We start from the raw sequence: 25,965 nt of genomic DNA on the forward strand, positions 1-25,965 counted from the left end.
GAGACGTTACATGTAACGTCTCTACACTAGGGATTGCAACAATATTCCGCTCGAAATTGTTCTACCACCCGATCCAAACCTACGGAATGAGCAGCCTTAAATAAAATGCGATCGCCTGCTTTCACTCCTCCTTTCAACCGCTCAACTAATTCCACATGGGTAGCACAACGCTCTACAGGTATACCCGTTGCACTCTGCGCGATCGCTTCTGCATCCGTACCATCTACCAAAACCAGCAGTAAATCTAAATTTAACTGCCGTGCCATTGCCCCAACTTTCTGATGTAATTCTCGCGATCGCTCTCCCAATTCTTTCATCGCACCCAACACCGCAATGTGTCGCTTTCCTGGTGTTTGTGCTAGTAGTTGTAACGCTGCTAGCATAGCTTCTGGTGCAGCATTATAACTCTCATCTAAGATTACCACGTCATCTGCTAATTCATAACGTTGCGATCGCCCTGATGGCATATCGACAGTTAAACCTGTTTTTAGCACCGACCAATCGATCTGCAACACCTTTGCTACTGCCAGAGCTGCCAAGAAATTGACGGCATTGTGTCGTCCTGGTAAGGGTAAAGGCAACTCTAATCCTGCTACCTTTAAAGTTTGAGAATCGAGTAATTCTCCTTGAATGTCTCCCCCTTCTAAACCGTAGGTAATAGTTTTTCCCTGCCATACGGTGTTAGCAGTAGAAATTAAGCGAGAATTATCGTAGTTGAGAATTGCCACGCTATTTTGAGGCATTTCGGCTAATAGTTCGCATTTTGCTTGCGCGATCGCCTCTTCAGAACCCAAGCGTTCAATATGTGCCGTGCCGACATTAGTAATGACACCAATAGTAGGACGAGCAATTTGAGTTAATAGGGCAATTTCACCCCTTCCTCGCATTGCCATTTCAATGACGGCAAAGTCATGCTGAGTATCCAGTCCCAACAATGTCTTTGGTACGCCGATTTCGTTGTTGAAATTTGCATGGGTTTTGAGGACGTTGCCTTGAGTTCCCAAGACAGCTGCAATTAACTCCTTAGTGGTGGTTTTACCGACAGAACCAGTCACACCAATAACAGGCATATGAAACTGACTGCGCCACCAAGAGGCAATTTGTTGATACGCCTGAAGGGTATCTCGTACCTGCAATACAGGTAAATCCCCTTGATAGTGTCCGTCAACAATTGCTGCGATCGCACCTTTTTCAACTGCCGTTGCAACAAATCCATGTCCGTCGAACTTTTCCCCTCGCAAAGCCACAAATATATCTCCAGGCTTGAGGCTGCGCGTATCGGTGTTAATTCCCGTACAAGTTGAAGCTAACGCATTGTCAGAAAGATGTTGTGGCTTAGCAGCCAATAGAGAAATGAGTCGATCGAGAGTGGCGTGGAAAGACATATTGGAGAAGTCGTAAGTCGTAAGTCGTAAGTTGGGAAAGGTTATAGGGGGTGTAGGCAAATTTTGACTTTTAGCTTTTGGCTTTTGACTTCTTCCCTAACCCTTACCCCTTACTCTTCAATAAAGCTGCTTTTGCATTGTGATTTAATAACAGTTTGCCATCGGCATCAATGCTAAAGTCTACACCAGGAATAAATTTTTGGTTAATTAACTGCTTGTAAAACGCTAAATTGGTAATTTTTCTAATTTCCTGCATGAGATCGGCAGGAATCATCTGTTCTATAGTCCAGAAAACTGCATCGACATCAAACCAGAGGATACGCTCAATACCGACAAGCAACAAACCAGCTAATTCTTCACTTGTCAGTTTTGTTCTCAAATCGTCAATGATATCGCTACCAATCTCTGAATTACGAGTCATCATGACTCTAGCGATTCTGGCAATTTCTGTTTCCAATTGTAAAGGGTTGCGATCGAGCATTTGACTTCCTGGGATATAGAGCTGAAGCTAAACCGAGCAGAAACGTGCTGATGGTTTTGCTAAGTATATCCAAATTAGGAGACAAATAGACCCTAAGATAGATGATTAATTTGTGTAGCTGCGAAATTTATTTGTCCAAGCTTCAACGAAAATTGATGCGGTACATTTTAGGAGTGACTCCTGTTTGCTGCCGAAACCATTTGCCTAAATGACTGTGACTGCTGAAACCACACTGCAAAGCGATGTCCATAATGGATAGTTCGGTTTGTATGAGTAACTGCTTTGCCTGTTCCACCCGTTGCTGAAGCACGTATTGGTGAGGGGTAACTTGTATCGATCGCTTGAAGAGGCGGCTGAAATGAAATGGACTCATACTGAGTAATTGAGCTAAATCGGATAAGGTAATGTCGTCAGCCAGATGAGCATTAATGTAGTCCGTGACTTTCAGCAGTTGGCGATCGCTCAATCCCCCATCATATAGAGCTATATTACGCTCGACAGCCACGTAATTTCTGAGTAAATGCACGGCTAATACATTTGTCAGTGACTCAACATAAAGTTTTCCTGCCAGTCCCCCAGTTGTGAGTTCGGCAAGCAGCATCATGCTAATTTGTTCGATCTGAGGATTTCGAGCGCGGAACTCAGGCAATAGCTCAACGCGATCGGGATCGAGCTTGAGTGTATCTTGGGCAACCTGTTGGAAAAACTGAGATGCTAGCTGAATTCTTAAAATTCTGTCTTCGTCATTTCCCTGACAGATTAGCACGGCTTCAGCAGGGGTAATAGAAATATCGCCTTGGCTGAAAAGACCGCTATGACGACGATCTCCAAGTGTTAGTGACAGACGGGACGGACGACGATTTAAAGATACACAAAGGGTATGACTAGTTAAATTTTGATAGGTTTCTTGCCCTGGAGGATATCGAAATTCCTCAACCAAAATATTTTTCCAACCATACGCTTGACTCGAATAGATTGGCGGATAAAGATCGGTGTTAAGCTGAACGATCCTCGTGGGCGATCTCTCTAAACCTGGCATCTAGTTACCCAATCTCTTACACCTTCAATTATCAGTCACAGGTCACTGATAACTGAATAACTGATTCAAAGTCGCCGCAAGATTGTGATAGTCGCGCAAGGTTTGAGTAGTCCAGAATTTTCGACTTGGCTAAATTGTAGGGTACGAGCAACTACTACAGCAATAAAGCATTAGGAGATCTGATGGCACGTATTCTACACATTGATTCCAGTCCGAGAGGAGAGCGATCCCATTCTCGCAGGCTCACCAGAGAATTCGTTGAGGCTTGGAAACAAACTCACCCAGATGATATTGTTACCTATCGCGATGTCGGGCGCAATCCCGTTCCTCATGTTGACGAACCGTGGATTGCAGCTGCTTTTACACCGCCAGAACAACGAACCCGTGAATTACAAGAAGCAATTCGGATTAGCGATCGCCTAGTGGATGAATTCTTAGCCGCCGATCTCTATATCATTGGTATTCCCATGTACAATTTCAGCGTTCCCAGCACGCTCAAGGCTTACATTGACCAAATTGTACGCCCTAGACGAACATTTGTGTTTGAACCAGAGGATGCTGCAAATCCTTACAAACCACTAGTACTAGGTAAGAAAATGTTTATCATTACGGCGCGAGGTGATTCTGGCTTTGGAAGTGGCGAACGTAATGAAAAGCTGAATCATCAAGACCCTTATTTAAGAACGATCTTTGGATTTATTGGCATCACCGACATCAGCTTTATTTCTGTTGAGAATGATGAGTTTGGTGGCACGAGTTTGGCTAAATCGATCGCCAACGCTCAAGCAAAAATTGCCGAGTTAGTTGCAGCATAGAAGAGCTTTTACAGCTCTTGAGTCACAAACATACTTAAATTCTGGCGATCGAGTCGAAGCCTTTTTGTAAGTGTCTGAGCCGATCCCAACTCGATCGCATCAAACGAATACTATCACAGCCATTACACCCCTGCTGGGAAGAGATTATCTTGACTTAAGGAATGGATGATGCTCTTTTTCAATTGATTCGATAACTGCTAATCCAATGGCAGAAGCCGATAAAAGCAGTACTACAGAAACCAGATAGGCGTTGACAAAAATGCGTAAGGCTGTATCGAAAAAAATGTACGTAGTCATTTTTACTTGCTTTGGCTCAACTTAGGAGTTGATGCGATTGACTTTTCTATTTACCCATCTGTCTAGGTGAGAGTTCCACCGAGAGATTACTGTAATTAATTTTCTTTTTAGATACCACCTCTGTGATTGTACGGAGGGAAGCTGACAGTGACTAGTGGCGCTTTGGCTAGTGACTAGTTAATTCCGTCTCCCGACTCCCTAAAAAAGACACCGTTCGATTGTAGCTACTACAGATTGAGACAGGGCAGGGAGATCGTAACCTCCTTCTAGACCGAAGACAATCCGGTGACTAATCTTAAGACAAAATTCCGTAAATAATCCGTAATCTTGCGGTTGCAGGTACATTTCTGCTAAAGGATCGGCGGCGTTAGCGTCGTATCCAGCACTGACAATCAGTAGATCGGGTTGAAACTGAGTTAAAAATGGCATCACTTGAGTCTCAAACACTGGTTGGTAGTCAGCAATCGTGCTACCTGGGGGGAGGGGTAAGTTGAGGACGTTGTTGTGCGCGCCTGTTTCGGCGGCTGTACCAGTGCCAGGGTAGCAGGGAGACTGATGTAAGGAGCAAAAAGCGATGTGGGGGTGATTCTCGACGATCGCCTGAGTCCCGTTACCGTGGTGTACGTCCCAGTCTAAAATTGCCACGCGCTCGATATTGGGCTGTTCTAAGGCATAATGAGCGGCGATCGCCGCATTGGAAAATAAACAAAATCCCATGCCGCGATCGCTTTCGGCATGGTGTCCAGGGGGACGAGAGAGGACAAAAGCAGGGTTATTTGTTGCTAGCGTGTAATCGATCCCATCCAACCATGCATTAACTGCTAATAGTGCTACATCGTAGCTGCGGGGAGATACAGGAGTATCGAGATCCAAATAACCGCCACCTTGGGTGGCAAGTTCTCGAACAGATTGGATGTGATGGGGTGAATGGACTTTTTCCAGCCACGCGATCGCCCTTTGGGGGTCTGTCACAGGCGATCGCCATTCTAGTTGGTGAGCAAAGCTCGTATGTTGTAAAGCAGATGCGATCGCGCTGATGCGTTCTGGTTTTTCTGGGTGAAACCGTCCCGTTTTGTGTTCGAGAAACTCGTCAGAATAGATGACAGCCAACATATCTAAATCCTTATTGATTCATCAGATTAGCGCGTTGTGGTTGTCATTCGTGAGTGGCTAGTGGCTGGTGGCTGGTGACTAGAAAAGAGACTAACCACTAGTCACTAACCACTAGTCACTTTCTTCAGGCTCATCTGTTGGCATAATATCATCGCGCAAATCTTCGCCACTATTGAGCATTTCCGGCGACACGGCTTGGTTTGCCCGCAATTCTTCAGGACTGAGTTGCTTCATTTGGTCGTGAATCGAAGGTGGGTGTTTAATTTTATCCAGTACCTCTGGATCGAGTTGCGATGGATCTCCTGGGGGATTTTGCTTTTCTGCTTGATTTGGAGCCGTTTCACTGCTCATATCTAATTCTCACCTCTACACGCCCCAGCTTAAAAGCGATCGCCTTTAGGCACACACTATCTTGAGGCTTAAATTCAGTTGTCAGTTCTCAGTTATCAGTAACCAACTACCAACTACCTATTACCCATTACCCATTACCAACCAATCCCTAGCAAAATATGATAAAATTTTGATATAATTTACAGCTTTTTGGCAGCTAAACCGAAGATTTAGCAACATCTTGGGCATTATCTGCCGGAAATCGACAAATTTGGAGTTTTTTGCAAAGATATGACCATCATTCCAACCGATCTGCGGAACGAAATGTCGCGGTCTTACCTGGAATACGCCATGAGCGTAATTGTAGGTAGGGCGCTACCAGATGCCAGGGATGGTCTGAAACCCGTGCATCGCCGAATTCTTTACGCCATGCATGAGTTGGGATTAACGGCAGACCGTCCGTTCCGTAAATGCGCCCGTGTTGTGGGGGAGGTACTAGGTAAATATCATCCCCACGGCGATACGGCTGTGTATGATGCCTTGGTACGGATGGCGCAGGATTTCTCCATGCGATCGCCCCTGATTGCAGGGCATGGTAACTTTGGCTCGGTGGATAACGATCCTCCAGCGGCAATGCGTTACACCGAATGTCGCTTGCAGGCATTAACTGAAAATGCTTTGTTACAGGACATTGAAGCCGAAACTGTAGACTTTATCGACAACTTCGACGGTTCCCAGCAGGAACCGATTGTTTTACCTGCGAGAATTCCCCAACTTTTGCTCAACGGGTCTTCGGGAATTGCCGTGGGGATGGCGACAAATATTCCGCCGCATAACTTGGGCGAATTAATTGACGGTGTAGTGGCGCTGATCCACAATCCAGAAATTAGCGATCGCCAGTTGATGCAATATATCCCTGGTCCCGACTTCCCTACGGGTGGAAAAATCTTGGGAACGTCGGGGATTCACGAAGCGTTTACCACCGGTCGCGGTTCAATTACGATGCGCGGCGTGGCGGAGATCGAAACGGTCGAACAACGAGGACGACCGGAACGGGAAGCAATTATTATTACTCAACTGCCTTACCAAACTAACAAGGCAGCCTTAATTGAAAAAATTGCCGAACTCGTTAATGACAAGCGGATTGAAGGGATTGCCGATATTCGGGATGAAAGCGATCGCGATGGGATGAGAATCGTGATCGAACTCAAGCGCGATGCCTATCCCCGTGTCGTCCTCAACAACCTTTACAAGCAAACTCCGCTTCAAGCTAACTTTGGTGCGAATATGCTGGCGTTGGTCAACAACGAACCCCAGCTATTGACTTTAAAACAGTTTCTTCACGTCTTCTTAGAGTTTCGCGTTGAATCAATTACCCGCCGCACCCGTTACGAACTGAGGAAAGCTGAAGAACGGGATCATATCCTGCAAGGGTTACTGATTGCCTTACTCAACCTAGATGAGATCATTGCTGCAATCCGCAGTGCTGCCGATACAACTACGGCAAAACAGCAATTAATCGACACTCATGGACTATCGGAAGCCCAAGCCGATGCAATTTTACAAATGCAGTTGCGGCGACTGACAGCACTAGAAGCAGAGAAAATTCGTCAAGAACACGAAGATTTACAAGTCCAAATTGCCGATTTAAAAGATATCTTGGCACGGCGAGAGCGGATTTTAGAAATCATCGAAACTGAAATCACCCAAATCAAACAAGCCCACGCCACCCCTCGCCGCACGGAAATCGAACCTGCTGAAGGGGAATTCGATGCGATTGACTTAATCGCCAACGAGAAAGCAGTGATCCTGCTGACAGAACAAGGCTACATCAAGCGGATGCCCTTAGATACCTTTGAAGCTCAAAGTCGGGCAACGCGTGGTAAATCGGGCACGCGAATGAAAGAGGATGATGGTGTCGATCACTTCCTCACCTGCTGCGACCACGACAGCGTTTTATTCTTCAGCGATCGCGGTGTCGTCTACTCCCTCAAAGCCTATCAAATTCCCGTGGGATCGCGTACCAGTCGGGGCGTGCCAATCGTGCAAATGCTGCCGATCCCTAAAGAAGAAAGGATTACTTCCATCGTCCCAGTTAGTGAATTTACTAGCGAAGAATACTTGGTAATGCTAACTAAAGGCGGTTACATCAAGAAAACCGAACTCGCAGCTTTCACCAATATTCGGGCAAACGGATTGATTGCAATTTCCCTAGAAGAAGGCGATCAATTGCGTTGGGTACGTAGGGCGCGAGTCGAAGATAGTATTATCATCGGTTCTCGCTTTGGCATGGCAATTCACTTTAGAACCAGTCACGAACAATTGCGTCCTTTAGGTAGAGCCACCCGGGGCGTGAAAGCCATGAAACTCAAAGAGGGAGACGAACTAATCGGCATGGATATCATTGCCAGTGCCGTACTTGCTGCTTCCCATATGGAAGAAGCCGACCCCGCTGAAGCCGAAGTCGAAGAAACCGAAATCGTCGAAACCGAAACTGAGGAGAATGGTGAAATAGCTAATGCTACTCAAGGTCCTTGGGTATTGATTGTGACAATGGCAGGATATGGCAAGCGCGTCCCCGTCTCCCAATTCAAGTTGTACAATCGTGCCACCAAAGGCAAAATTGCGACGAAATTCAAGCAAAATCGCAAATTCAAAGACAAGCTAGCAGCCTTGATGGTAGTCAATGAAGGCGACGAATTAATGCTGATCACGACTCGCGGCATTATCATTCGTCAATCCACCGATGCCATCCCCCGCCAATCGCGCAGTGCGACAGGCGTAAGAGTACAACGCTTGGACGAAGACGATGCGATCGCGGCTGTAGCTCTAGTTCCATCTGATGTCAGCGATGAAGCGGCTGCGTGCTAAGAGGAGCGAGGAGCGAGGAGTGAGGAGTGAGGGGATCGCCTCTCCTTTTTCGCTGCTTATTGCTCTTGCTAGCGGTATATTAATGGGGCTTACCGTTGCCCCTGTAGGAGCTTGGTTTCTTGCCTGGATTGCCCTAGCTCCTCTGTGGGTATTGGTAGTTACAACCCCCAAACATTCCTCACTCCTCGCTCCTCACTCCTTACCCCTCCTTTGGGGCATTGGCTATCACGGTGTCGCTTTATTTTGGATTACAGGCATTCATCCTATGACTTGGATGGGTGTACCGTGGTTGAGTAGTCTGGCGATCGCCCTTTTCTGCTGGATCTTCATCACCCTCTGGGGAGCTGCCTTAGTAGTTGGCTGGGGCGTTGGCATGAAAGCACTGCTAAATTGGCGAATTCCCACTTTAAAATCCCTACTCCCAAACGCAAAAACACAAAAAACCCTTTGCGCCTTCGCACGCCAGTTGCTACAACGGAGGGAACCTCACGCCAGTCGCCTCAACGGGGGAAACCCCCGCACGGCGCTGGCTCCGCAACGCACCGGCTCGTCTTTGCGCGACAAAATTCCCATTAATCTTGTCCGCCTCCTCCTCGGTGTTACCCTTTGGTGCGGCTTAGAAAGCTTGTGGAGTGCCGGACCCTTGTGGTGGTCTTCGCTTTCCTACACCCAAAGCCCCCACAACCTACCCATTCTCCATCTCGGACAACTTTCTGGAGCGAGTGCTGTTACGGCTGCGATCGTCGCTGTCAATGGATTGTTTGCCGAAGCTTGGATTGCAGTTGTAGGGGCGCACAGCTGTGCGCCCATTCAGGGGAGTCGAAAAACATCTGTTGTCTTTTGCCTTTTGCCTTTTGCTTTTTGCCTTTTATTACACCTTTTGGGCTACAGCTTGTACAGCCGTCCCCTGATTCAGTCTCCAGACACAGTTCTCAAAGTTGGGATCGTCCAGGGTAACGTCCCGAATAAAATCAAACTTTATCCCGAAGGTTTTCGGAAGGCGATCGAAGGTTATACGACTGGCTACCAAACTTTAGCAGATCGGGGAGTTGATGCAGTTTTAACTCCAGAAGGAGCTTTACCTTTTCGCTGGAATGACGTTCAACGCACTTCTTTTTACTCCGCTGTCAAAGAAAGGGGCGTAGTTGCTTGGTTGGGATTGTTTGGCGACAAAAAAGGAGGCTATACGAACAGTATTTTTACCCTACTGAGTAACGGACAGATTTTTAGTCGTTATGACAAATCAAAATTAGTACCGATTGGCGAATACGTTCCATTCCAAGAAATTTTAGGTGGGATTGTTTCTCGACTTTCACCGCTTGACGAGCATCAAATAGCAGGTGCGCCAAATCAGTTATTCGATACTCCTTTCGGTCGAGCAATTGTCGGAATTTGTTACGAATCTGCCTTTCCCGAACGATTTCGCTACCAAGCTGCTGCTGGAGGGCAATTTATCCTCAGTCCCTCCAACGATGCCCATTACAGCGCTGCGATGCCAGCTCAGCACCATGCTTTAGATATCATGCGGGCGATCGAAACTGACAGATGGGCTGTGCGTGCTGTCAATACCGGATATTCTGCTTTTGTCGATCCTCACGGTAAGACAGTTTGGATATCGGGACACAATACTTATGAAATCCATTCCGAAACTATTTATCGCCGTCAAACCAAAACTTTATACGTGCGTTGGGGCGATTGGCTGACACCGATGTTGATGGTTGTGGCTGTTGTCGTTTGGCTGGTAAGGCTTGTTGGACAAGTTTAGGTTTTAGGGTTTTAGATCGTATATGAGAAGGTCGCGATCGCTCTATTCTAGAGGTAATTCAAATCCAGGTAAAATATCTTCTCCGGAGAGGACGGAAGGTAAAAATATGACTTCTACAGGCTGGTTGGCGCGATAAATTTCTACTTGGTTATTTTGAGGGTTAATTAACCAACCCAAACGCAAACCATTAGCCAAATATTCTTGCATTTTCTCTTGTAATGGTTTTAGCGTATCGGTGCGAGAGCGCAATTCAATTGTAAAATCTGGGCATATGGGAGGAAACTTTTCTCGTTCTTCTGGAGTTAGAGCCTCCCATCGTTCCAATCTTATCCAAGCTGCATCAGGAGAACGGTTAGCACCATTGGGGAGACGAAAAATTGTGGAGGAACTAAAGACTTTTCCTAGCTTGGTTTGACGATTCCAATTATTCAAATCTGTTATCAGATCTGCTTCTTGATTGCCGCTTTCTCCTCCTACGGGTGGCACGATAATTAAATCTCCTTTGGCATTAAGCTCTAAATTCAACTCGCGATTTGCCATGCACAGTTGATAAAACTGTTCCTGAGTCAAATGCACGATTGGTTCTAGATTTAATATCACCGTATCCATAAAGAATGGTAATGGGTAATGGGTAGTTGGTAATTGTTGGTTGACAGTTTATTCTCCCTTGTCTCCCTTGTCCCCCTTGTCCCTCTTGTCCCCCTTGTCTCATTTCTTCGCTTCCCAAGGCTTAACTTGCACTTCTCCTTTGGGTGTAAAGGTGACTTGAAATTGAGCTAAGGATTCTGGTGGCGTAGCACTACCAGCAGCAGGTTGGGATAGCAGGCGAGGTAGGGGGGTTTGCTGGACTTGTTGATTGGCTACGTCATTATTCGCGACATAGCCTTTAATGGCTCCATCAGCAGCTACGCCAACACGGTAGACTAATTCTTGACCGAGGGCTGCATTAGGCTTCCAAGCTGGTTTGAGTTGGTCGGTGAGTTTTTGCTGTAATTGCACCAATTGCAACGGATCGGTGATGGGTGGTGCGTTAGCAATGTTGGTAGATTGTGCGGATGGAGAGGTGGGTTCTGTAGGACGGCGGACAGCTTCGGGAATGGGAATTAAGAAAAAGGCGATCGCGGCTAGGGCTAATCCTGATGCGCCTACGGTGGCGGGTACGGCTTGCTTGACTAACTGCTGTCCCGATCGCACATAGCGCCGCGAAACTGGAGCTAGTTGCAGCGTTAAATCTGGTAAGGTTTGAGTGTCAGCAAAAAACTGATCGATTGCCTCTACTAAGTCAAATAACTGTACTGTTGTCAGCTCGACTTCCTGCGTCGTGCCTTCGGTGTGGCTATTTGCCTCTGATTCTTTATGACTTTCTGGCTGGACAGTCAGACGATGGCGATCGCGATCGATTTTTTGTAACTGTACCAAGCTAGATTCTTGGTTGTGTGCTTCTGAGTGCGTGACGTGGCTCAAAAATTCTTGGGCGTAACCGCTAACGGCTGTCACTAAACTTTCAAAAAAATCTCTGCCACCAGTCAAGGTTTGTTTTGCTTGGATCAGTTGACACTCAACATAGGTCAAAATTGTGAGTACGGGTCGCCCGTCAAAGGATTGGGAGTCAGTCGCGCGATCGCTCAATCCCTCTAAAACCAACGTGCAATTGGGCAGGCTGTACTTGCGCTGAATCGTCGTCATTCTACTTCCCCATCAAACAAACTGATCCATAACCGCTGCATTCCCGCTGTCCCCGTACAAAATAGCAATTGTTGCAGCAGCGTCAGTGCTAGTTCGTCTAACTTTTCAGGGGAATTGTAAGCCAGTACCCCAGCACGACGGGGATTCATCCGGCTGCGAAAATGCGATCGAAACCTTTCGAGATAATTAGACAACCGTAAATTCTGTTCGAGGGGAATTTCCTTATCACGCATCTGCTGATATGTCAATAGCAGTTGGCGAATCACTGCGGTCAATCGCCGAGCTAAATCGGCAGCAATGACGACAAGTGCTTTAGCCTCTAGTAAACTGAGGTCGCGTCGAGCGTGCGATCGCCTCAGCGGGTTCGTACAGCGCATTCGCCACAAGTTTACCCGATTTTTGATAATGTCTTGTAGTTCTAGCTCCTGCGCTATTGCCAAGAATAATTCCGAACCACCAAGTTCTAGGGCTTCGATCGCCAGTAACATCAAATCGATTTGCAACCTGACCCTTTGAGGACACGCCCTTTCATCAACAGGTGGGTTAGGTAAACTTTCCAGCATCAGGGGGAGGGATGGGACGGTTGAACTATCTAACGGATTCGCGCTTGCGGAGACATTCATCTTAACCAAAGATATACGAGTAAATAACTAAAACCAGCCTTCACTAGATTGGCAAAATTGGCGACTGACTGTCTACTTTTAGCATAGAAGGGAGTCGGGAGTCGGGAAGAAGGGGACAAGGAAGACAAGGGGGACAAGGGAGCAATTCTAGTCACTAGTCACCCGCCACTAGTCACTGATAACTGATAACTAGTAACTGATAATAAGGTTTCCCTGATTCTCGCTCGAAATTAGCGATCGCACGTAACAATTTAAAACATCTGGAATTCTAGTGTACGATTTTTCAAAGTCTTCCTAAGTCTGCCAATATAGATAGTTGCCGTTATACTCAGCCAGTCTCGCTGACAACCTATGGATCTCAAGTCCCTGATTCGCGATATTCCCGATTTTCCCAAGCCTGGTATTTTGTTTCGAGATATTACCACTTTGCTGCGCGATGCCGCAGGGCTACGCCATGCCATAGATAGTCTGGCTGATAAGCTGGATGGTGCGGGGTTAAATGCTGAATATATTGTAGGGATTGAGTCACGCGGCTTTATCATTGGTGCAGCTTTGGCTTATAAATTAGGCATTGGCTTTATTCCCGTGCGTAAACCTGGGAAGTTACCCTCTTTGGTTCACTCGGTTGAATACGAACTAGAGTATGGCATGGATAAGTTAGAAGTGCATCAAGATGCCTTGCAGCCTGGTAGTCGGGTATTGATTGTAGATGACTTGATCGCTACTGGGGGAACCGCCAGCGCCACGGCTAAGTTAGTGCAGCAAATCGGCTGCGAGTTGGTGGGTTTTGGATTTATTGTCGAGTTACAAGATTTAGCAGGGCGAAGGAATTTGCCAGACGTGCCAATTGTGACGCTGGTAGAGTATTAGTTAGGCAGCAATAACAAAGTTAAACGAGAAGATATTACTGAAGTGGGTATGCTAACTGCTGGCTGCTACAAGTAGGGCAAAGTTATGATGAAGCGGTCAAAGAGTTGAAGTCTGCTTAGGAGTTTGAGATGCAGTTGCCAGAACCACAAACAAAGACATTTTCAAGTTTGGTAGGTGCAATTGAGCAAGGGCAAATCAAAATTCCGCAATTTCAAAGAGACTTTGTTTGGACAATGCAAAAGTCAGCTGGTCTTATAGATAGTGTCATTAAAGGCTACCCAATCGGTACTTTTATTTTTTGGCGTACTAAAGAACGGCTCCGTTCAGTTAAAAATATCGGAAAGCAAGTTCTACCGGAGCCAGAACAGGGCGAGTTTGTTGACTACGTTCTAGATGGACAACAAAGGCTAACAAGTCTCTTTGCTAGTTTGAGAGGCGTTACTTTGGTTAGAGAAGACGGTAGAAAAAATGATTTCTCAAAGATTTTTATCGATTTAGAAGCTGAAGAGTCAGATCGAATAGTTACTACGGATATTGAGGGAAAAGATGAGAAAAGCTCGATTAGTATTCTTGCTTTGCTAAAGGGTGACTTTACAGTATTAGCGTCATACCCTCAAAAATATCATGAGAAACTCAAAACTTATAAAAATAGAATTGAGAGCTACCAATATTCAATCATTCAAGTCAAAGATGCACCCATAGAAATAGCTACAGAAATTTTCACAAGAATTAATGTTGGTGGTAAGCCACTATCTCTCTTTGAGATTATGGTGGCTAAAACATTTGACCATGAAATACAGTTTGACTTATCGGAAAAATTTCAAGAGTTAGTAGATAATCTGAAGCCTTTCAACTACGAGACAATTTCAGATGCTACTGTACTGCAAATTATTTCAATAATCCTCTCAAAAGAATGCAAAAGACAGGTCATATTGCAGCTTGACAAAACTAATTTTATCAATATCTGGGATAAAGCAAAAGATTCTATAGAGCGTACTGTGGAGTACTTCAAGAACTATTACCGGATTCCAGTTTCTCAGTTGCTTCCATATAATGCTTTGATTGCTCCTTTTTCCTATTTCTTTTTCGATCATACTGACAAACCAACTGGAGATAAGCAGAAATTTCTAGAAGACTTTTTCTGGAGATGCTCTTTGTCTGGACGCTATTCGTCTGCTGTAGAAAGTAAACTAGCGTAAGATGTGAAAAGGATAGAGCGAATTCTTGCTGGTGAATTACCAAGTTATGATTGGTCGATTGATACTTCAGAAGAGTTTATTAAAAATAATGGTTGGTTTAGTGCAGCTAGAAGCTATATCAAGGCAATACTGTGTATATATGTATATCTTCAACCAAAGTCTTTCAACGATAATTCTATAGTTAACATTAGCAATTACTGGCTAAAGCAAGCAAATAGTAAAAATTATCATCATTTTTTTCCAAAAGCATATCTTAAGAAACAAGGCTATGGAGAATTTCGTATTAATCACATTTTGAATATTACGATAGTAGATGATTTTCTCAATAAGAAAGAAATCAAAGACAAAGCTTCCTCGAAATATATGGCAAAGTTTCGGGGTGAAAATACCGACTTGGAGACAACTATGAAAACTTACCTAATCGAGAATTTAGATACTTTTGAAATTTGGAATGATGATTATGATAAATTTTTCAATGAGAGAGCAAAAGTTGTTAGCCGTGAACTTTCTAAAAAATTATTAAACAAGATATAGATAAGAAAGGTCAGTCAAATTTAGTTGACGATTTTGAGGAGGAGTTAACAACCACTGAATAGTAGATATTCAACTTGATACTGACGTAGTTGATTGAGAAATCTACTAAATTCAGCCACTCTTATTTACTCCAGTTCTAGCCTACTAAAAAACATCTCTATAAAAGCTTATGTCTTTTACTGAATTGCTTCCTGTTGTCAGTCAACTTTCCCATCAAGACAAGCTACGCTTGATTCATTTCCTGCTACTAGCGGTAGCAAAAGAGGAGGGCTATGAATTACAAACGACCGAGACTCAGACACAAGAAAATTTGTTGCTAAAGCAGTTAAAAGGTACTGAAGCAGTTGTATGGTCGCCCTATGATGCTCATGGAGCAGCTCAAACGCTTTCAGATCTTCTAGTGGAAGCAAGGAAAGAAGGCGATGCTTGAGGGCAAGAGGTTTCCTTTTATTAAGCGCACCAATAGCCTTGGTCTTTCTAGTGTTTTGCCGTATTTACCAATTACACTGACCTATAAAAATCGCTCTGTAGAGGCAATGGCTTTGCTAGATACAGGCGCAACTGTCAATGTCTTGCCCTACGAGATCGGCATACAATTGGGGGCAGTTTGGGAGGAGCAGACACTTCCTATTCAGTTGAGCGGCAATCTAGCTCAGATGGAAGCACGGGGCTTGGTTTTATCAGCAAGCGTTGCTGAATTTTCTCCAGTTCTGCTTGCATTTGCTTGGACACAATTTAGAGAAGCTCCATTAATTCTGGGTCACATGAACTTTTTTGCAGAATTTGATGTTTGTTTCTATCGTGCTGACCTTACTTTCGAGTTGCGTCCAAGAGTAAAATAGAGGAGATTCCAAAATGGATAAATTAACTGAGTATTCCAAGCTAATTAAGCACATTTTGACTGAGTATGTAGAACTGTTCGATCGCCGTTCCAAGCATCATACATAGCAGCACAGGCTAACAATGCGTTATTGCGAGTGCATAGGCTAATTGCAACCTATTTCACAACAAAAACTACCCCAAATTATTTGCTTCCGGTAAGTCAAATAATATCGTCGTCATATAGTGTTCTGCCCACTCTACACCAAAGGCTTTTTCTAACACTCGGCGAGTTTTGTCATTTTGCTGCTGTTTTGTACAGTAATATTGTTGCGCGGCGAAAATTTCGGCTTGTTGCGTTTTAGAAACGGGTTGAGATGCGATCGCCTGGGTACAATGTATTTCTAAAAATCCTCGTACCATTGCCAAGAATTTCTCTTCTTCCTCTGGAGAACCAGGACGAATAAATGTGCAAAATGGCGAAAAGATATCTCCCCAAACTGGAAGTTCGCGGGGTTGAGAGAAATTCGGATTTGGTAAAGCAGAAAGTGCAGCAGTATAAGCAGATGGTAAAGTCCGTTCTCGATTTAAAGGCGATAAATCTGCGATCGCAGCGCTAATTTGTCCCTTTCCTCCCACTAAGTCACAGCCAAACATGGGTAGAGCGTATTCTACGCGGGGAAACATGACGCAGTGCAAAATATCTAGCGTCGTTCCCACTTTCGCCAATTCTAGGTGTAGTTTACGAAATTGGGGTGTTTGGTAACAACGATTTTCAATTGTCAGTCTCTCTCCCTCCAATCTACCTTCAACATAGCCTAACTCTGCGGGAATGACGTAGGGTGAGAGTTCTAGGTGATTTTGCCAAACAGATTCGATCGCGTCGGCTAGTTGCCGAATTAGAGAGTGCTGTTGCGATCGCAGTGAAGGAGTAGAAGCAGGTGTCATGGAAAAATACTCAATACCGGACTGTGAATGCTGAATTCATCACTTACAACTCCTCATTCTATTACTCTATGTGGCTCGGAACTTAAAAGGCGATCGTATATCTGGCTGGAACAAACGTAAAGTTATCCAACGATAGATGCAGCTTCTCTCGAAGTTTCTGTAGCATAAACTACAGAAATGCAATTTTTACAGATTGCCGATCGACTTTTCTGAGTAACGAGGGCAAAGGCAGTGCAACTAAATTCTCACAAACAACACAAAACCGCCGATAGAACCCATTCGGACTGGCTGAACAAAATTTATGACAATTCATTAGAGCAATGTCAACGCAATGGTTGGGTCAAGTTGCGAGAACTTCCCAGTACTTACAGTCATGATGAAGCATTGCTCCTGTGCCAAGTGGGAAAAGACGAGTGGTTGGCTTGGGTTCCAGATCATGGAGAAGCTGTACTGCACGCGGATCAATTTGAGGTGGATGGTAATTGGTAGTTGGTAGTTGGTAATTGGTAATTGGTAATTGGTGAGTTAAGCGAGAAATAAGAGGCAATAGGAAAATTTCCGACTCCCGTACGGGCGGGTATGATGCGAAGATTTGTTGTGTCAACCGTTGATTTTTCGCTAAATTCGTCCCTACGACTTCCGACTCCCGTTCTTAACCCATTACCAAAAATCCGTCACCTCATAACCAAGTTGCGATAGCATTTGGCGCAGTAGGGGCAAGCTGAGACCAATTACATTTGAGTGACAGCCTTCAATTTTATCGACAAATAGACCTCCGCGCCCTTCTAAAGCAAAAGCACCAGCACACTTGAGGGGTTCTCCAGTAGCAACGTAGGCTCTAATAGCGCGATCGCTCATTTGAGCAAAATAAACCCGCGTGACTTGAGTGCGGACAAGTATTTGTTGTTGCGGCTGGTCGATAATAGCATGACCAGTATACAGTTCCCCCACTTGACCGCTCATGTGCTGCCAACGGGCGATCGCGACTTCTGTATTCTCTGGTTTACCATGTATTTCTCCATTTAACAGCAAGACAGAATCACAGCCCACAATTAAAGCTGAATCAAATTGAGGTGCGATCGCTTCCGCTTTACAACGCGCTAAAGTTTCTACCAATTCAGTCGCATTCTCGGTTTGAATTTGAGACTCATCAAAATTGCTGACGCGCACAATTGGTTCGATGCCAACCATTTGTAACAAGCGCCGCCGCGCCGGAGAAGCGGAAGCCAAAACAAATTGTGGTAAACCCATGTCAGTTATCAGTTATCAGTTATCAGTTATCAGTCGGCTTCTTAGATGATCCCATTCCACGGTAGGATTGACTGTGATTTAAGTATGAATGTGAATGGATTGTATATGAAGCACTATTGGTCACGTCTACTTGCCCTGGTTTTGGTAGTCGTTATTGGTTTAATGGGCTGCTCTAGTGGCGGTGGGCTTTCTGGAGATTATCGTCAAGATACCTTGGATGTGATAGGTGTATTGCGCAACGCAATCGAACTACCGCAAGATGCACCGAACAAAGGCGAAATCCAAGCAGAAGCCCGCAAAAAAATTAATGATTTCGCCGCTCGCTATCAGCGTAATGGTAGTTTGACGGGTTTAAGTTCTTTTACCACCATGCGCACCGCTTTAAATTCCCTGGCTGGTCACTACAGTTCTTATCCTAACCGTCCTCTACCAGCAAAACTGAAGCAACGCCTGGAATTAGAATTCAAACAAGTAGAGATGGCGGTGGCTCGGGGAAATTAAGCTTAGTTACTAGTGGCATATTTAAGAAATATGTATCTTTGCTGGTGGCAAGCAGGTTACTGCTTGCCAATATTTTTTTACACGAATAAAGTAGGCGATCGCCTACCGGGAAACGGATAAAGGAAACATCAGTGGCAGGAATTCCGAATAATTACGAATTACACAGGACAAATTCCGAATTATTCTGAGTGATGGCAGCAACCAAAGGTCGAATACTAACGTCAAACTAAGTCGTAAGTTATGAGTCGTAAGTTGTAAGTGGAAGAGTTATCTTCTGCACTCTAGAACATAAAGTCAGCAAATTTAATCGTTTGTCAACTCTTTAAGGCTATCCATAATACTTTCTTAACTTCCGACTTCTGACTTCTGAATTCCTTTGTCCTATTTCTTGTTTTTAGGAATGTCCGATTGCAAATTAAGTCAATTAAAATTCTTGCAACTGCGCCTATTACAACGATACCTAGCGGCGATCGCCTTTACGAGTAGCTTACTGGTAATGAGCTTGGGGAACCATCCTGTAATAGCCCAAACAACTGCCTACTGTCAGGAATCAGAAGCAGTAAGGCAAGAGAAAGAAAGCTTACTTCAGAAAGCATTACAAGGTGACACAGAGGCGCAAAACCGCTATAAACAGCTAATAAACCAACAAGCACAGCAATTAGCAGAGTGCCGCGATCGCACTCCGCCTCAACATCAAGCGATCTGGTTGCGCCTTTATCCCTGCGATACTCAGCCAGGGGTATTAGACAAGATTATGGATCGGATTGTCAGCCGAGGCTATAACTACGTTTACATCGAGACATTTGCGGATGGGCAAGTCCTATTACCCGCATCGGCTAACCCGACAGCATGGCCCGCGATGGTGCGTACTCCTGGCACGGAAAATACAGATTTACTCGCCGAAGCTATTCAAAAAGCCCACGAACGAGGCTTGAAAGTCTACGCTTGGATGTTTATGATGAACTTCGGCTATTCCTACGGGCAACGCAGCGATCGCCAATCGGTATTAGCCAGGAACTTTAAAGGCGATACGAGCTTAAATGTTGTAGATAACGCCAGTCAAGTATTTATCGATCCTTACAACGTCCAGGCAAAGCGCGACTTCTATCAGTTGGTGCAACAAGTGGTACGCCGCCGCCCTGACGGAGTCTTATTTGACTACGTGCGTTATCCACGCGGTTTGGGTGGTGCTTCTGTAGTCTCTAAAGTACAAGATTTATGGATTTATAGCGAAGCAGCCCGTCAAGCTTTAGAACAACGGGCGTTGAACAAAAAGGGGCGAGAACTGATTAAACGCTATGTTGCTAAGGGTGCATTGTCAGCCTCAGATGTTGATGAGGTCGATAAGCTTTATCCCGATGAAGGAGAACCACTTTGGCAGGGACGCACTCTACCCACTCAAGAGGAGAAAAAAGTGTTACCGAGTGCTGCGGCGCGTCGTCCGCTGCTACAGTTGGAGTTGTGGCGGTTGAGTGTAGCCCATGCCCTACAAGGAATTCTCGATTTTGTCGCCTTGGCAGCTTCACCAGTACAACAACAGGGAATACAGACAGGGTTAGTGTTTTTTCCCGATGGCAACCAAGTTGTAGGTGAGGGGTATGATTCCCGCTTGCAGCCTTGGGATCGGTTTCCTACCAGTGCAGAATGGCATCCCATGTCCTATGCTGCTTGCGGTAATGCCGATTGCATTGCGGCTTTGGTGCAAAGAGTGTTTAAATACGCGCCACCTGAAGCTAAAGTTATTCCGGCGATCGCTGGTACATGGGGACAGTCTATCAGCAATCGCCCCTCTCTTGAAGCTCAAATGAGCGCGATCGAGCGTGCTGCACCCCAAGTTAAAGGGATTAGCCATTTTGCTTTTTCTTGGCAAGAACCGGAAATTGAAAATTTGCGGAAGTCTTGTAGTTGGAAGTAGATATATCATCAGGTGGGCATTGCCCACCTACACTTAAATTTCATGCTATAAATTTAGTGCGAGTTGTTCGCAAATTGAATCAGAATAAGTGTAATTTTGAAATAACTGAAAAGCTTTTCGATCGAGTGCGGTTGAGAGTTTTGCACTTAGGTCTAGACGATTCATCCAGTGTAGTGTTTTCGATAAAGCTAAATGCTGCCGCATGGAGATATCAATGTCATTACTATTTAATTGAATAACGCAAATCCTTGCAGTGATACGATGATGAGCGATCGCATGGGTAAATTTTCCTGGTAGTTGAAGCGGTTGCCAACGATCGAGCTTTGATAATTGATGAGCGATCGTCAAAGGAAAGCCAATCGTTTTGGCTAAAAAACCATCTGTCCTTTCTCCAATTGCCAAAGTATCGGTTTGTCGATGCCAAAAAATTAGCACGAATAATTCCGTATCTACTAAAACGCGGCGGGGTTTTTTAGGAGGACAAATTTCAATACAATTGTTAGCGTAAGCTAAACATTGCATTTGTAAAGGACAAATATCGCAACGGGGTTTCGTTTTTCGGCAGATTATTGCACCTAACTCCATCATCGCTTGATTGAAATCACCAGGACGATCGCTAGGAATGACTTGCATGAGATAATCTTGAATGCGCGATCGCCCTGCTGTATTCCACACATCTTGTAAGGCTAGCAAGCGACTCACCACCCGTGTGACGTTACCATCAATACAAGGAACTTTTTCGTTCAAGCAAATACTAGCGATCGCGGCAGCAGTATAATCGCCACAACCTGGAATTTGCAACCATTCGCGATAAGATTGGGGAAAACGACCGTTGAGACGATTGACGATGAACTCCGCACCTTTTTTCAAGTTTCTCGCTCGTGCGTAATATCCCAATCCAGCCCAGAGTTGGTGTAGTGTCTCTTCATCGCAGTTGGCTAAATCGTCTACCGTAGGCAGTTGTTGAATAAATTGAGCAAATTTAGGTAAGACGACGGCTAGAGTCGTCTGTTGGCTCATAACCTCACAGATCCAAGTATGATAAATATTGACCTGCTGTCGCCACGGTAGCGGTCTGCGATCGCGATCGTACCAAGTCAGGAGTTGTCTTACACCCCGATCGATTAACACTTTTTTCACATAAGTTAGATAGATATTTACGTTGGCTTTACCTAAAACCCAAATTTAAAGATTATTCTATGGTTATATACAGAAGATAACTAGTTGAAACTCTATAACTTAACCAGCATAGCGCCTGTAGAAGACAATTCTCCAGGCGCTATAGCTATTTTGCTTGATGGTGCTTCCTGTATCAGTTATCAGTGGTCGGTTGTCAGTGAGTTAGGCAGGTAGCGATAACTCTATTAATAACTGCTTGCTGCCGATTATTAACTGGTTACTGGTCACTGGTTACTGGTCACTGGTTACTGGTCACTGGTCACTGGTCACTAGTCACTGATTAAAAGCCAGCAAAGTTATAGCCAACACCAATTTGAATACCTACTTCTGTATCATCTAAAAAGCCTACGTTCGCACCTACGTTAGCTGTAAATTGCTCGCCTATTGGTACATCTACACCAGCAGTTAACATTGGTCCTACATCGCTATCATCTCCCGTAGAAATACCCAAACCGCCACCGACATAGGGTGCAAAAATCGAACCAGCTTCCGAACCTGTATCGATTCCTGTAGGTTGCAAGTTAAAGTCGTAAGTCACGGGAATCAAGATGGTTGTATTGTCCCCAATGATGACTGACGGACGTGCAGAGACAGCATTGGTTAATCCGATTTTACTGATGACGGTGAAGTTAGTGTCACCTAAAGCTGTACTACCGTCTATCCCAATATTCGCTCCCACGCCTACGTAGCTAGAACCACCACGGGTAGGCGATCCTGGTTCAATTGGATCTGGATTAGTTGCTGGTGGTTCTGTTGGGGTAGTTGGTTCTGTAGTAGGAGTCGTTGGTTCTGTAGTGGGAGTAGATGGTTGAGTGCTGGGATACGTTGGTTCTGTAGTGGGAGTAGATGGTTGAGTGCTGGGATACGTTGGATCGGCTTGTGCGATCGTGTTAACTCTCGATCTATCCTTCAAAGCAGCAGCAGAAGTAGAAATTTTAGGGTTTGTAGTTTGCGCTGATGCTGGCATTTCGCTTGCAACTGCTACAACAGTTGCAATACTAAACACAATGGCAGTCGAATGGAAAAATTTAACATTCATTTTTGTCATCCTCACATACAATTTGCTTTTTTTTGGAGTCTATTACACGAATTTCTGCACCAGATTTGGCACTCCCAGCAGAATTCTAATCGTCTTTTACTGGTAAACTTGCGCTTTGTATAGTTAGTCCTAAAGCTCGCATATCTACCTTAGGTTAGACTTAGATTAGAAAAATTAATTCTCAGAAGTTATGTTTGATTTCTGCATTTTGTAGTTTTAGCTCAGAAAAATGATAAAAATTTGTCGTTACGTCTATTTTTACCAAAAAACTTTAATTTTTGTTGGATTAAGAGCAACTATATATCAATAGTGGTAACAAGCAAAAATTAGAGTATTTCTAAAGAGATACTCAAAATAAAATCAACTCTACTTAAGTTAGAAAATTTAATCTTGTAACTCTGATTATTTGTCTATCTTACGCTAGATAAACTTTTTTTAATTATATAGCCACAAACCAGCACTCGCACTCTAAACGTGCCTCTGAAAGCGAGAATAGGCACAGGCGATCGCTAATAAATACTACAAGTGAAAATATAATTGAGTAGCTACGCTTTAAGCAGTCTATCTAGCAAAGAGTTAATCGAACGCTTGATTTGATGCCTGCGTTTCCAATTCTGGAAGGCTTTTTCATACTCCTCGCCTTGAATCTGTGACTTATTCCATACATCAAGACCCAAAAGAAAACTTAAAGATAATAAGATATAGAGCGACCAAGACAGACCACCGCCACTGACCAGATCTAAAAGGATAAAAAAGATATTAACTAAACCATAGTTACCAAATCTTTTTTGCAACTTTTTCCGTCTATCCAGATTAAATTTCTGCCGTTCTTGACTATCAGATTGCTGAGTCAACCACTCTTGTTCTGCTAATTGCAGACATTCTGGGGAAATTTCTAATTCAGCGGCAATTTCTAATAATTGTTGGCGAGAAAATTCTCCTTCATAGGCTTGACGAGCGATCGCTATTTGGAGAATTTGTTGAATATCTTCTTGGTGATAAGTCTGCACTAGCTTGTTGTCAACCACTGTTTTCATCTCACCTATGCCTTTCCCAGAAAATTTTGACTCAATCCAGATAGCTTCACTGTTTCTATGATAATTCGGAATTCAGTGAGTTGTCGTTGGTCGATGAGTCGTTAGTGGCGTTTTAGCGAGGTGGCTGGTGACTGGTGTTTTTTCCTCTTTGCTAATCACCAGTCACCAACTACTATTTACTCTTGCGGTGGTTTTGGACGTTTGGTCGGTTTGGGAATCGGGGCTTTAGGTATGGGTTTTTGAGGCATGGGTGTAGAGCTATCAGTCTTACGGACGGGACGTGGGGTCTCGAATTTACCTCTACCTCCACCTTTGTTATATCCTCCTCCCGATCGCGCGCCGAAGGGTTTTTTCATCGGTTTTCGGAAGGGTTTAGGCAAAGTAGCGATCGATGTACCTTCTTGTACGACGAGATCGTCAGCTTGTCTGAGAACGTGAAACTCCCAAAACTGACCTACAGCTTTTGTTTTCAGCACGCCCTGAAGATTGACTTTAAAAAACTTGGGTCGATCTGATTCTTTACGTGGCGCTTGCTTGATTTTCACGACCAGCCGACTATCCCCCGCAGACTGAAAAACGACTTCACCGCGTACAGAAAAATAACCATCTTCGGCGTTGTCGATTGGTGCAGAATCCGCTTCTGAGGGTGCTGCTTCGCTGGTGGGAGCTTCTTCTGGGGTTGGTTGCTTTGCTAGGGTTTCTGGTTCCCAAACTCCGACAATTTGAAGGTGCAATTGATTATCTTTTTGTCCTGTGCGCGGGTAAACCACCCACAGGTGTTCTGCCTCTAAATCTATGTGCTTTCTGACTAAGCTAATAATTCGCCCTAGCAGTACGGCTTGCAGTTGAGTACCATCATGCGCCAGTAATGTTCCTTGCGTGAATTGTTCGGCGCTGGCTTGATAGCGACCGCGTACTAGACCAATGGCACGATACTGCATTGGTTCGCTTGGGGGTGGAATTGGCTGCTGGCGGTTTGCTTGGTTTTCCTCTGCTACAGTCTCGGTTGGAGGCTGTTGAGAATCGGAATCGGAAACTTGGGAAGACGGAATCAGGTCGGAATTCATAAAAACTCCTTAGCGGCGGAGACAAATCCCATTTGGGACTATTTTTATCCTGCTGCTCGCAAATTCGAGCGGCGGATAATTTAAGTTACGTTTTGTATGCTGTCGGCAAGCGTAGCTCATTGGCAAGAAGTAAACTAAGCGTGAGCGCAGCATAACATATCACTACAACCCCAATTGGTTGTGATGTTACCCTAGATCGGAAAATCGCTATTTTACAAAATCTGTACTCGTGCAGGCAACTAGGTAAATTAACCCCCTTTCGCTTGGCAACGAGCAATTAGCATTCTGAATGTTAGCTTTTAAGATATGGAAGTAGAGTTCAAAGCGATATCGTGTCACAGCCATCCCGCAGTCGTTGGTTCATCAATCTTGTCTTGGCGCTAGGAGCCGTTTTCTTTATTGGGGCTTCGATGTTACCCCTGTTAGAAGGCATAGTCAAAGATAGTCAGCCAGCGCAGGAAGCTACGCCCACTGCTAGCCAGACAGCGCGAACGCAATCTTCATCTCCACTGGTGAATCAGGCACAAGAGTACGAACTCGTCTTGAAGCAAGAGCCAGATAACCAAGCAGCACTGAAGGGATTAGTAGAAGTTCGCGTCCGCCAGAGAGACTTTCAGGGTGCGATCGCACCTTTAGAAAAACTGATTGCTCTCAACCCCAATGAAGGTTTATATCACTTAGTATTGGGTCAAGTTTATGCTGCCCAGAAAAATAGCGATCGCGCCAATGCAGCTTTTGACCGGGCGATGCAAATCGACCAGAAAGATTATCGTCCTGTTTTAGGCAAGGCACTGCTACTTAAAGAACAGGGTAAGCCAGAGCAAGCTAAGCCCTTGTTCGAGCAAGCTGCTGCCCTTGCACCTAGTCCCTCAGAAAAAGAGCAAATTAACAACTTGGCTAATCCTCAACCCACCCCTGCTCCCGCAGTTCCCCAGCAAAAACAAAAGTAAATTTTAATTATTCTTTACTTGCGATCGCAAAAATCAATTTATTTGGCTATGGTGGATTGACTTTCAATCCGCGATCGTGATATCTATTATTTATAATAGAGATATTATTTATTTTTTTGAAACGCTTACGTCTCGATTATTAAGAAAACCCTTTTGGTTAAAGTAATAGTATCATCAAAAAAGTAAAAATACAAGATTTTTCCAGCTTAAATTTTTCTGGCAGTATTACACCCTGTCTCTTATACACATCT

27 protein-coding genes are annotated in these 25,965 nt (G+C 44.6%); 12 read left to right on the forward strand and 15 right to left on the reverse strand.

Going from position 1 to position 25,965, the window contains the following annotated elements; translation table 11 throughout:
* Positions 1–26: 26 nt before the first annotated feature.
* The 3 genes from murF to C7Y66_RS03610 form a co-directional block, all read right to left on the reverse strand.
* On the reverse strand, positions 27–1,385 hold the full coding sequence (gene murF / locus C7Y66_RS03600) for a UDP-N-acetylmuramoyl-tripeptide--D-alanyl-D-alanine ligase (RefSeq protein ID WP_106544502.1): 1,359 nt from the start codon (positions 1,383–1,385) through the stop codon (positions 27–29).
* A gap of 103 nt (positions 1,386–1,488) precedes the next feature.
* A complete protein-coding gene (locus tag C7Y66_RS03605; protein ID WP_106544503.1) occupies positions 1,489–1,866 on the reverse strand; it encodes a hypothetical protein in 378 nt (125 codons plus the stop codon).
* A gap of 142 nt (positions 1,867–2,008) precedes the next feature.
* Positions 2,009–2,905, reverse strand: coding sequence for a helix-turn-helix domain-containing protein (locus C7Y66_RS03610; protein ID WP_106544504.1), 897 nt, complete (start codon positions 2,903–2,905; stop codon positions 2,009–2,011).
* Positions 2,906–3,087: 182 nt separating this feature from the next.
* Between C7Y66_RS03610 and C7Y66_RS03615 the strand changes: the two genes are divergently transcribed.
* Positions 3,088–3,720: an FMN-dependent NADH-azoreductase gene (locus C7Y66_RS03615; protein WP_106544505.1), complete on the forward strand. Its 633-nt coding sequence runs from the start codon at positions 3,088–3,090 to the stop codon at positions 3,718–3,720.
* A gap of 144 nt (positions 3,721–3,864) precedes the next feature.
* Here the strand turns inward: C7Y66_RS03615 and C7Y66_RS31570 are convergent, their stop codons facing one another.
* The 3 genes from C7Y66_RS31570 to C7Y66_RS03625 all read right to left on the reverse strand — a co-directional run bounded on the left by C7Y66_RS31570 (position 3,865) and on the right by C7Y66_RS03625 (position 5,481).
* Positions 3,865–4,017, reverse strand: coding sequence for a hypothetical protein (locus C7Y66_RS31570; protein WP_015154671.1), 153 nt, complete (start codon positions 4,015–4,017; stop codon positions 3,865–3,867).
* Between the two features lie 198 nt (positions 4,018–4,215).
* On the reverse strand, positions 4,216–5,130 hold the full coding sequence (locus C7Y66_RS03620) for a histone deacetylase (protein WP_106544506.1): 915 nt from the start codon (positions 5,128–5,130) through the stop codon (positions 4,216–4,218).
* Positions 5,131–5,241: 111 nt separating this feature from the next.
* Positions 5,242–5,481 carry a hypothetical protein gene (locus C7Y66_RS03625; protein ID WP_106544507.1) on the reverse strand — a complete coding sequence of 80 codons (240 nt, stop codon included), beginning with the start codon at positions 5,479–5,481 and terminating at the stop codon, positions 5,242–5,244.
* A gap of 270 nt (positions 5,482–5,751) precedes the next feature.
* Between C7Y66_RS03625 and gyrA the strand changes: the two genes are divergently transcribed.
* Positions 5,752–8,331: a DNA topoisomerase (ATP-hydrolyzing) subunit A gene (gene gyrA / locus C7Y66_RS03630; RefSeq protein ID WP_015154674.1), complete on the forward strand. Its 2,580-nt coding sequence runs from the start codon at positions 5,752–5,754 to the stop codon at positions 8,329–8,331.
* 82 nt (positions 8,332–8,413) lie between these two features.
* Positions 8,414–10,096: an apolipoprotein N-acyltransferase gene (lnt, locus tag C7Y66_RS03635; protein ID WP_370143878.1), complete on the forward strand. Its 1,683-nt coding sequence runs from the start codon at positions 8,414–8,416 to the stop codon at positions 10,094–10,096.
* A gap of 42 nt (positions 10,097–10,138) precedes the next feature.
* Here the strand turns inward: lnt and C7Y66_RS03640 are convergent, their stop codons facing one another.
* The 3 genes from C7Y66_RS03640 to C7Y66_RS03650 all read right to left on the reverse strand — a co-directional run bounded on the left by C7Y66_RS03640 (position 10,139) and on the right by C7Y66_RS03650 (position 12,405).
* Positions 10,139–10,705, reverse strand: coding sequence for a Uma2 family endonuclease (locus C7Y66_RS03640; RefSeq protein WP_106544508.1), 567 nt, complete (start codon positions 10,703–10,705; stop codon positions 10,139–10,141).
* 99 nt (positions 10,706–10,804) lie between these two features.
* Positions 10,805–11,782, reverse strand: coding sequence for a DUF4335 domain-containing protein (locus tag C7Y66_RS03645; protein WP_106544509.1), 978 nt, complete (start codon positions 11,780–11,782; stop codon positions 10,805–10,807).
* A complete protein-coding gene (locus C7Y66_RS03650) occupies positions 11,779–12,405 on the reverse strand; it encodes a DUF3038 domain-containing protein (protein ID WP_106544510.1) in 627 nt (208 codons plus the stop codon). The genes C7Y66_RS03645 and C7Y66_RS03650 overlap by 4 nt, the downstream gene beginning before the upstream one ends.
* A 351-nt stretch (positions 12,406–12,756) precedes the next feature.
* On the opposite strand from C7Y66_RS03650, the gene C7Y66_RS03655 reads away from it, so the two are divergent.
* The 5 genes from C7Y66_RS03655 to C7Y66_RS03670 all read left to right on the forward strand — a co-directional run bounded on the left by C7Y66_RS03655 (position 12,757) and on the right by C7Y66_RS03670 (position 15,850).
* Positions 12,757–13,275: an adenine phosphoribosyltransferase gene (locus C7Y66_RS03655; protein WP_106544511.1), complete on the forward strand. Its 519-nt coding sequence runs from the start codon at positions 12,757–12,759 to the stop codon at positions 13,273–13,275.
* Between the two features lie 128 nt (positions 13,276–13,403).
* Complete coding sequence (locus C7Y66_RS03660) at positions 13,404–14,474, forward strand: DUF262 domain-containing protein (protein WP_199197228.1); 1,071 nt, start codon at positions 13,404–13,406, stop codon at positions 14,472–14,474.
* A gap of 3 nt (positions 14,475–14,477) precedes the next feature.
* Positions 14,478–15,008: a DUF1524 domain-containing protein gene (locus C7Y66_RS31575; protein ID WP_199197229.1), complete on the forward strand. Its 531-nt coding sequence runs from the start codon at positions 14,478–14,480 to the stop codon at positions 15,006–15,008.
* 169 nt (positions 15,009–15,177) lie between these two features.
* Complete coding sequence (locus C7Y66_RS03665) at positions 15,178–15,438, forward strand: hypothetical protein (protein ID WP_106544512.1); 261 nt, start codon at positions 15,178–15,180, stop codon at positions 15,436–15,438.
* Complete coding sequence (locus C7Y66_RS03670) at positions 15,431–15,850, forward strand: hypothetical protein (protein ID WP_106544513.1); 420 nt, start codon at positions 15,431–15,433, stop codon at positions 15,848–15,850. The genes C7Y66_RS03665 and C7Y66_RS03670 overlap by 8 nt, the downstream gene beginning before the upstream one ends.
* A gap of 172 nt (positions 15,851–16,022) precedes the next feature.
* Here C7Y66_RS03670 and C7Y66_RS03675 read toward each other — a convergent pair whose 3' ends face one another.
* Positions 16,023–16,775 carry a phycocyanobilin:ferredoxin oxidoreductase gene (locus C7Y66_RS03675; protein WP_106544514.1) on the reverse strand — a complete coding sequence of 251 codons (753 nt, stop codon included), beginning with the start codon at positions 16,773–16,775 and terminating at the stop codon, positions 16,023–16,025.
* A 231-nt stretch (positions 16,776–17,006) separates the two neighbouring features.
* On the opposite strand from C7Y66_RS03675, the gene C7Y66_RS03680 reads away from it, so the two are divergent.
* Positions 17,007–17,264 carry a hypothetical protein gene (locus C7Y66_RS03680; protein WP_106216080.1) on the forward strand — a complete coding sequence of 86 codons (258 nt, stop codon included), beginning with the start codon at positions 17,007–17,009 and terminating at the stop codon, positions 17,262–17,264.
* Between the two features lie 171 nt (positions 17,265–17,435).
* Here the strand turns inward: C7Y66_RS03680 and C7Y66_RS03685 are convergent, their stop codons facing one another.
* Complete coding sequence (locus C7Y66_RS03685) at positions 17,436–18,026, reverse strand: nucleoside triphosphate pyrophosphatase (RefSeq protein WP_106544515.1); 591 nt, start codon at positions 18,024–18,026, stop codon at positions 17,436–17,438.
* A 105-nt stretch (positions 18,027–18,131) separates the two neighbouring features.
* Here C7Y66_RS03685 and psb27 point away from each other — a divergent pair, with 105 nt between their 5' ends.
* The gene (gene psb27, locus C7Y66_RS03690) at positions 18,132–18,527 is read left to right on the forward strand and encodes a photosystem II protein Psb27 (RefSeq protein WP_041462465.1); all 396 of its coding nucleotides are present in this window, start codon (positions 18,132–18,134) and stop codon (positions 18,525–18,527) included.
* A gap of 400 nt (positions 18,528–18,927) precedes the next feature.
* On the forward strand, positions 18,928–20,442 hold the full coding sequence (locus C7Y66_RS03695; RefSeq protein ID WP_106544516.1) for a family 10 glycosylhydrolase: 1,515 nt from the start codon (positions 18,928–18,930) through the stop codon (positions 20,440–20,442).
* A 45-nt stretch (positions 20,443–20,487) separates the two neighbouring features.
* Here the strand turns inward: C7Y66_RS03695 and C7Y66_RS03700 are convergent, their stop codons facing one another.
* The 4 genes from C7Y66_RS03700 to C7Y66_RS03715 form a co-directional block, all read right to left on the reverse strand.
* Positions 20,488–21,582 carry an A/G-specific adenine glycosylase gene (locus C7Y66_RS03700; RefSeq protein WP_106544517.1) on the reverse strand — a complete coding sequence of 365 codons (1,095 nt, stop codon included), beginning with the start codon at positions 21,580–21,582 and terminating at the stop codon, positions 20,488–20,490.
* Positions 21,583–21,901: 319 nt separating this feature from the next.
* Positions 21,902–22,660, reverse strand: coding sequence for a hypothetical protein (locus C7Y66_RS03705; protein ID WP_106544523.1), 759 nt, complete (start codon positions 22,658–22,660; stop codon positions 21,902–21,904).
* 545 nt (positions 22,661–23,205) lie between these two features.
* Positions 23,206–23,697, reverse strand: coding sequence for a 2TM domain-containing protein (locus C7Y66_RS03710; protein WP_106166484.1), 492 nt, complete (start codon positions 23,695–23,697; stop codon positions 23,206–23,208).
* A 176-nt stretch (positions 23,698–23,873) separates the two neighbouring features.
* Complete coding sequence (locus tag C7Y66_RS03715; protein ID WP_106544518.1) at positions 23,874–24,764, reverse strand: hypothetical protein; 891 nt, start codon at positions 24,762–24,764, stop codon at positions 23,874–23,876.
* Between the two features lie 332 nt (positions 24,765–25,096).
* On the opposite strand from C7Y66_RS03715, the gene C7Y66_RS03720 reads away from it, so the two are divergent.
* Positions 25,097–25,714, forward strand: coding sequence for a lipopolysaccharide assembly protein LapB (locus C7Y66_RS03720; RefSeq protein WP_106544519.1), 618 nt, complete (start codon positions 25,097–25,099; stop codon positions 25,712–25,714).
* Positions 25,715–25,965: the final 251 nt, after the last annotated feature.

This window comes from Chroococcidiopsis sp. CCALA 051, assembly GCF_003015105.1.
Lineage (GTDB): Bacteria > Cyanobacteriota > Cyanobacteriia > Cyanobacteriales > Chroococcidiopsidaceae > Chroococcidiopsis > Chroococcidiopsis thermalis.